The 6,130-nt window shown below is 42.6% G+C and carries 7 protein-coding genes; all 7 read left to right on the top strand.

The genetic code is table 11. The annotated features are described in order from the left end of the window. The first annotated feature begins 65 nt into the window (after positions 1–65). Positions 66–1,334, top strand: coding sequence for a M18 family aminopeptidase (locus DL92_RS0113015; protein ID WP_026667960.1), 1,269 nt, complete (start codon positions 66–68; stop codon positions 1,332–1,334). Between the two features lie 29 nt (positions 1,335–1,363). Further along, positions 1,364–2,629, top strand: a complete 1,266-nt coding sequence (locus DL92_RS0113020) for an SseB family protein (RefSeq protein WP_026656756.1) — start codon at positions 1,364–1,366, stop codon at positions 2,627–2,629. Between the two features lie 181 nt (positions 2,630–2,810). Continuing rightward, entirely contained in the window at positions 2,811–3,704 is an 894-nt protein-coding gene (locus DL92_RS0113025; RefSeq protein ID WP_026667961.1) for a chemotaxis protein CheX, read from the top strand. 21 nt (positions 3,705–3,725) lie between these two features. Further along, on the top strand, positions 3,726–4,082 hold the full coding sequence (locus DL92_RS0113030) for a response regulator (RefSeq protein WP_026656758.1): 357 nt from the start codon (positions 3,726–3,728) through the stop codon (positions 4,080–4,082). A gap of 106 nt (positions 4,083–4,188) precedes the next feature. Next, a complete protein-coding gene (gene ymfI / locus DL92_RS0113035) occupies positions 4,189–4,914 on the top strand; it encodes an elongation factor P 5-aminopentanone reductase (RefSeq protein ID WP_026656760.1) in 726 nt (241 codons plus the stop codon). A 14-nt stretch (positions 4,915–4,928) separates the two neighbouring features. Then, on the top strand, positions 4,929–5,705 hold the full coding sequence (locus tag DL92_RS0113040) for a Cof-type HAD-IIB family hydrolase (RefSeq protein ID WP_034469175.1): 777 nt from the start codon (positions 4,929–4,931) through the stop codon (positions 5,703–5,705). A gap of 187 nt (positions 5,706–5,892) precedes the next feature. Next, the coding region (locus tag DL92_RS21565; protein ID WP_242845864.1) for a hypothetical protein at positions 5,893–6,130 on the top strand (238 nt) is incomplete at its 3' end.

A 6,130-nucleotide genomic window follows, 5' to 3' on the forward strand; every position in this document is an offset into this window, starting at 1 on the left:
TATAATTATATTTGGTTGTAGTTTACATAAACTGCAATAAATATGATAAAAGGCGGAAAAGTAATATGAAGAATATAACAGAAAAAATGCTTGAGTTTATTGACGCATCACCTACATGTTTTCACGTGGTCGACAATCTTAGGAAAGAGCTTGACGACAGGGGGTACGTGGAACTGAAGGAATCTGAGGAGTGGGAACTTAAGCCCGGAAAGTTTTTTGTTACAAGAAACGATTCTTCTGTGATTTCTTTCAGGATACCCGATAAGAAGTTCAAAGGTTTTTATGTGATCGCAAGTCACAGTGATTCTCCTTCTTTTAAGATAAAAGAGAATCCTGAGATGGAGGAAGTTTCGGCATATGTAAAATTAAATACCGAGAAGTACGGCGGAATGCTCTGCGCACCTTGGTTTGACAGACCGCTTTCGGTTGCGGGAAGACTTATCGTGCGAGATGGAAAAGGCGGATTTGTATCAAAACTCGTAAATGTGGACAGAGATCTTTTGATGATACCTTCACTTGCTATCCATATGAACAGAGATGCAAACAGCTCAGCCAAGTACAATCCTCAGACCGATTGCATACCGCTTTTTGGAGACTTAAGCTCCAAGGGCAGTTTTTTTGAAGTGGTTGCAGAGGCTGCAGGGGTGAAAAAAGAAGACATCTTAAGCCATGATCTCTTTTTGTACAACAGGGTGAAACCCACATTCTGGGGCGCAAACAATGAGTATATCGCAAGTTCGAGACTTGACGATCAGGAGTGCGTATATGCCACATTCGAGGGGTTTATTACAGCAAAAGAATCTGAGAATGTTGTTTTGCACTGCGTTTTCGACAATGAAGAAGTCGGAAGCGGAACCAAGCAGGGAGCGGATTCGACATTTTTGAAGGATACGCTTATCAGGATAAATGAAGGCCTTGGAAGAACGCAACAGCAGTATTTCACAGCTGTTGCAAACAGTTTCATGATCTCCGCCGACAACGCACATGCCGTACATCCCAATTACAAGGAAAAGGCGGATCCTGTAAACAGACCGCTTATGAACGGCGGAATCGTTATTAAATATAACGCAAATCAAAAATATACGACGGATGCGGTATCCGCAGCCACATTTAAACTTATTTGCGAGAAGGCGAATGTTCCCTATCAGACATTTACCAATCGCTCGGATATTGCCGGAGGTTCAACGCTCGGTAATATCTCAACATCGCAGGTTTCCATTAACACGGTGGACATAGGACTTGCCCAGCTTGCAATGCATTCGCCCTATGAATCCGCGGGAAGCCGTGACCCCGAGTATCTTGCAGGGGTATCAAAAACATTTTACGAGAGCTGACTACAGCATCAGACGAAAGAGGGATATAGATGGGATTATTTAGTTTGTTGGGGGGAAAAAAAGAGAAGGCGCTCCGGCCCGGACAACTTGATGAAGAAATCAGAATAGCAAGAGAGAGGGAACTTGAGGAAGTAAGAGAAGCTCATGCAGCCCTTGACTGGCCGACAATACCGAAGTTAAATCATGTGAATCTTCCGGGTGTCGAGTGCTGTCTTGCTGAGACTGTATCCGAGGAACGCAAGGATGATATCGGACAGATAATATATGAGGATGACATTTCGATAGATGAACTTAGGGAACTTAACGATCAGGAGCTTTTGTTTGTTCTTACGACTTTTGATGAGTTTGACAGAGAGGTTCCGATTCCCGACTATGAGAGAAATCGCAGAAAAGTTTACAACGAAATAATCCGCAGGGTCAGAGACGCTGAAATTCTATATGTGATCTATGATAAGTCGACGGGATATCCGTTTATCGATCATGGATACGGTCTTTTGTATTTTGGAAAAGAGATGGCGGAAGAAGCTGCAGAACTTTATAAGAAGCAGTACCGTCAGGTTATGGTAAAAGAGATAGAGGTTGAACCGCAGCAGGAAGAACAAGGTGCGGCAAGAAAAGGATATTTTGATTTCCTTTACTGCATCGGCCTTGAGGATCTGATAATAGACAACGGCGCTTACAGAGTGAAGTTTAAGAGAGACGAGATCTCAGCTGCTCCCGGCGAGTGGAACAGAGTTATAAAAGATGCTCCCGTAAATCCGCAGCTTTGCTTCTCAATGCTCGATATGCTTGAAGAGCGCAGATGGCCCGTAAAATATGAGAAGAGAGATGAGATACTTGCTCTTAAAGAAAAGAGAATGATCGGAAATCTCTTTAACGGAAAATATATAGTTCCCATGCAGTATGAGGGACATGCTGAAAAGACAGAGAGCGGCAGAGTGAGAATGGGAAAAGATACAAAGTTCACATTCTTCATGGTAAAGACTGCCGATGATAAGATCTTTATGCCGGTATTCACCGACGGATTCGAGTTTGGGAAAATGAAGCTCGGACATGAGTGGAATGCCGCAGTATTTTCTTTTAGCGACATTGCAAGATTTATCCGAGATAAGGACGGCGTAGCGATCAATCCTGCGGGACACAGGATTTTCATGCCGAAGGAACAGATAATTGCGATAGACAGCGCCAACAGAGCTTACAGAGAGACAAAGGCACAGCAGAACAGAAGAGCTGATGACGACAACGCTGTAAAGAGGGCTGTGAATGGCGCGATGGCGCATATGGAAAATAATTAAGAAAAATATAATAAAACGTTCCGGGAAATTGTATGCCGGGTGAACGATGAATGATTCAGCGTCTCCTTGGTGTACAATTTATTGTTATGTAGCGAAATAAATAGTCTTGTTTATATACGGATAATGGTCTAAAATGGTACTGTAAGTTATAAACAAATTTTTATGTATAGGAGCTACAGCAATGTTCGATCGTCTAATTGGTGTATATTTGGTTGAGAAAGGCTTGCTCGACAAGAGTCAGCTTGAGAAGGCATATCAGATACAAGAATCCAATTGCGCTAAGCTTGGTGTTATAGCTGTTGCAGAGAAGCTTATGACTATAGCACAGGCTGAACAGGTAAATGCCATGCAGGCATCTATGGATAAGCGTTTTGGTGATATTGCCATCGAGCGTGGGTACTTGACAGAGACTCAGGTAAGCCGTCTTGTGGAGTTGCAGGGAAATCCGTATCTCGCATTTATTCAGGCACTTACGGATATGGGAGCTATTTCCATGAGTAAGTTGGCAGAGGTGGAGGAAGAATATCAGAAACTTCACGGTTTCACGGAGTCGGATATGGCAACACTTAAGTCCGGTGATGTTGAAAAGATCGTGCCTATTTTCCTTGAGACTGAAGACCAGATGTACAGAGGAATGTTTTCCATGGGTATTAAGAATATGTACAGACTCGTGGATAGTCATGTATTTGTCGGAAAGGCATATACGACAAAAAATATCAAGGATGAAGTCCTTGGCTATCAGAAATTCCATGGAGATCAGAATGCGTTTGTAGGCATTTCAGGCAAGTTTGAAGATGTGCAGAGAATGGCTAAAGCGTACACTAAGGAAGAATTTATTGAAACAAGAGAAGACGCGCTTGACGCGGTTTGCGAACTTATAAATTGTATCAACGGTTTATATGTAACAGAACAGAGTAAGGAATCAAAGTTCATTGAGCTTGAGCCCCCTGCATTCTCTGTTTCAGAAACAGAAGCTAGCTGTGATGAGATCATGGTAATGCCTGTTTACATCTGTGGTGGTGAGGTTAAATATCTCATTGCAGTATCAAAAGACACAAAAATAACGACCATGTAATAGGTTGGAGGAATATAGAAAATGAAGAACGTTTTAATAGTAGATGATTCCAGAACTTCAAGAAAAGTTTTGAGAGATATATTGGAAAGAGCCGGCTATTCAATTGTAGGTGAAGCTGTTAACGGCCAGGAAGGTTTTGATGAGTACATGAAACTTAAGCCCGACATTGTTACCATGGATATCACTATGCCTGTACTTGACGGTATTGATTCACTCAAGCTTATCAGAGAAGCTGATCCCAATGCAAAGGTTGTTATGATTACAGCTGCAGGACAGAAGCATAAGATGATGGAAGCGGTTAAGCTCGGAGCAGCAGAATTTGTTGCAAAGCCTTTTGTTGAAGAAACTGTTATCGATGCACTTTCACATTGCTGCTAATGGCTGTATGTGATCTGCAAGGCTGATCGTTTAATACAAGACAGAATATGTGCGCTGCTCTTTTATGGGGGCAGCGCATTTTGATTTAATATAAAGGAGGCGCGAAGTGAACAGAAAAGTCCTTATAACCGGTGCATCAAGAGGAATAGGAAAGGCTATTGCGGAAGCTTTCGCTGCAATGGGAGATGAACTTTTTTTGACCTGTAAGCAGAGCGAAAAGCAGTTGGCCGGTTTTGCCGAGTATCTTCGAAACGAGTACGGTATAAAATGCAGCAGTTTCACTTGCGATGCCGCTGATTATGATTCGGTGACGGATCTTTTTGCAAGGAAGATAAAAGACATAGATGTTGTCATAAACAATGCGGGAATAGCGCATATAGGGCTCCTTACCGATATGAGTGTCGCTGATTGGCGAAAGGTAATGAGCACTAATCTTGATTCGGTATTTTTTACATGCAAATCAGCTGCTGCTGTCATGTTGAGGAAACATTGTGGTAAGATAATAAACATAACTTCAGTGTGGGGTTCCGTCGGAGCATCCTGTGAAGTTGCGTATTCCGCATCTAAGGGCGGCGTGAATGCTTTTACCAAAGCGCTGGCAAAAGAGCTTGCGCCAAGTAACATTCAGGTTAATGCCATAGCGTGCGGAGTTATTGATACCGCGATGAACAGAGAACATCTGACGGAGGAAGATCTCAGCGCACTTGAGGATGAGATACCCGCCGGAAGAATGGGCGAAGCGACAGAAGTTGCCAAGCTTGCGGTCATGCTTGCGGACTCGCCCGAATATATGACCGGACAGATAATAACCCTCGATGGAGGATGGATTTAGGGTGGAAAAGATTAATGATTCTATTTTTTGATATTGACGGAACGCTTTGGGACTACAAGAATTACATCCCGGAGAGCACAAAAGAAGGAATAAGGAAGGCAAAGAAGAACGGACATAAGTGCTTTATAAACACAGGAAGATCAAGATCTTTTGTAAGCAATAAAGAACTTTTGGGAATGGGTTTTGACGGTATCGTTTCGGCGTGCGGATGTATGATCGAATACGACGGAAAGACTATTTACAACAGAATTATGGATAAAGATGATGCGATAAGAACTGTGGAAACGGTTCAAAGATATGGATTCAGACCAATCCTTGAAGGCCCGGAATATCTCTATATGGAAAGAAAAGATTTTGAAAATGATATGTACGGCAGAAAAGTTATGGCAGATATGGGAGACAGACTTCGCGGTATCAATGATAATTGGGGAAACTGGCATATCAACAAATTGTCATGCGCGACGACGGGATGTGATACCAAGAGCTGTTTTGCTGAGCTTGAAGATCTTTATGATTATATGATCCACAACGAGCATGTCGTAGAGATGGTTCCCAAGGGCTTTAATAAGGGTACGGGAATTGAGAAAGTCTGTGAACTCTTATCTGAAGATGTAAAAAACACTTTCGCTTTTGGTGACAGCGTAAATGATATGGAAATGATGCAGACTGCAGGAACGGCTATTGCAATGGGAAGATGCGCTGATGAGATCGCGGATATAGCGGACTTTGTCACAACTCATCTTGAGGATGACGGAATTTGGAATGCGCTTAAAAAGTATGAGCTTGTATAGTCGGTTTAATTGGTTATAAAAATTTTACTTTTAAAATATTCGAAATAGTGATAGGATTAGGTTGTGCACAATCTAATCCTTTTTCTTTTTATGCGGAGTGCGCCTAGCGGCGCACGTTTCTAACGGGTTAAAGTCCCGAATCCACCTGGTAGTGGGAAGGATATAGCCGAAGGCAAGGGTGTCCATCGTGAGATGGAATCTGAAGGAAGCTGGATATGAGGAACATACTAACTCATGGGCAAATCTCTGGTCTGACGAACAGAAATCTCATATAAGGTTATGCATGAGGGTGAGGCTGCTCCACAAGTCGAAGCCCAATAACTACACGGAATCATGCATGATAAATGAGGCAGATAGATGGAGAGGAAGAAACGTGTGGTACCTAGGGAGATCTGTTGCGATATGCCTTGAAAGAGGTAACCATT

The sequence above is a fragment of the Butyrivibrio sp. AE2005 genome (assembly GCF_000686965.1).
GTDB classification, from domain to species: Bacteria; Bacillota; Clostridia; order Lachnospirales; family Lachnospiraceae; genus Butyrivibrio; species Butyrivibrio hungatei_A.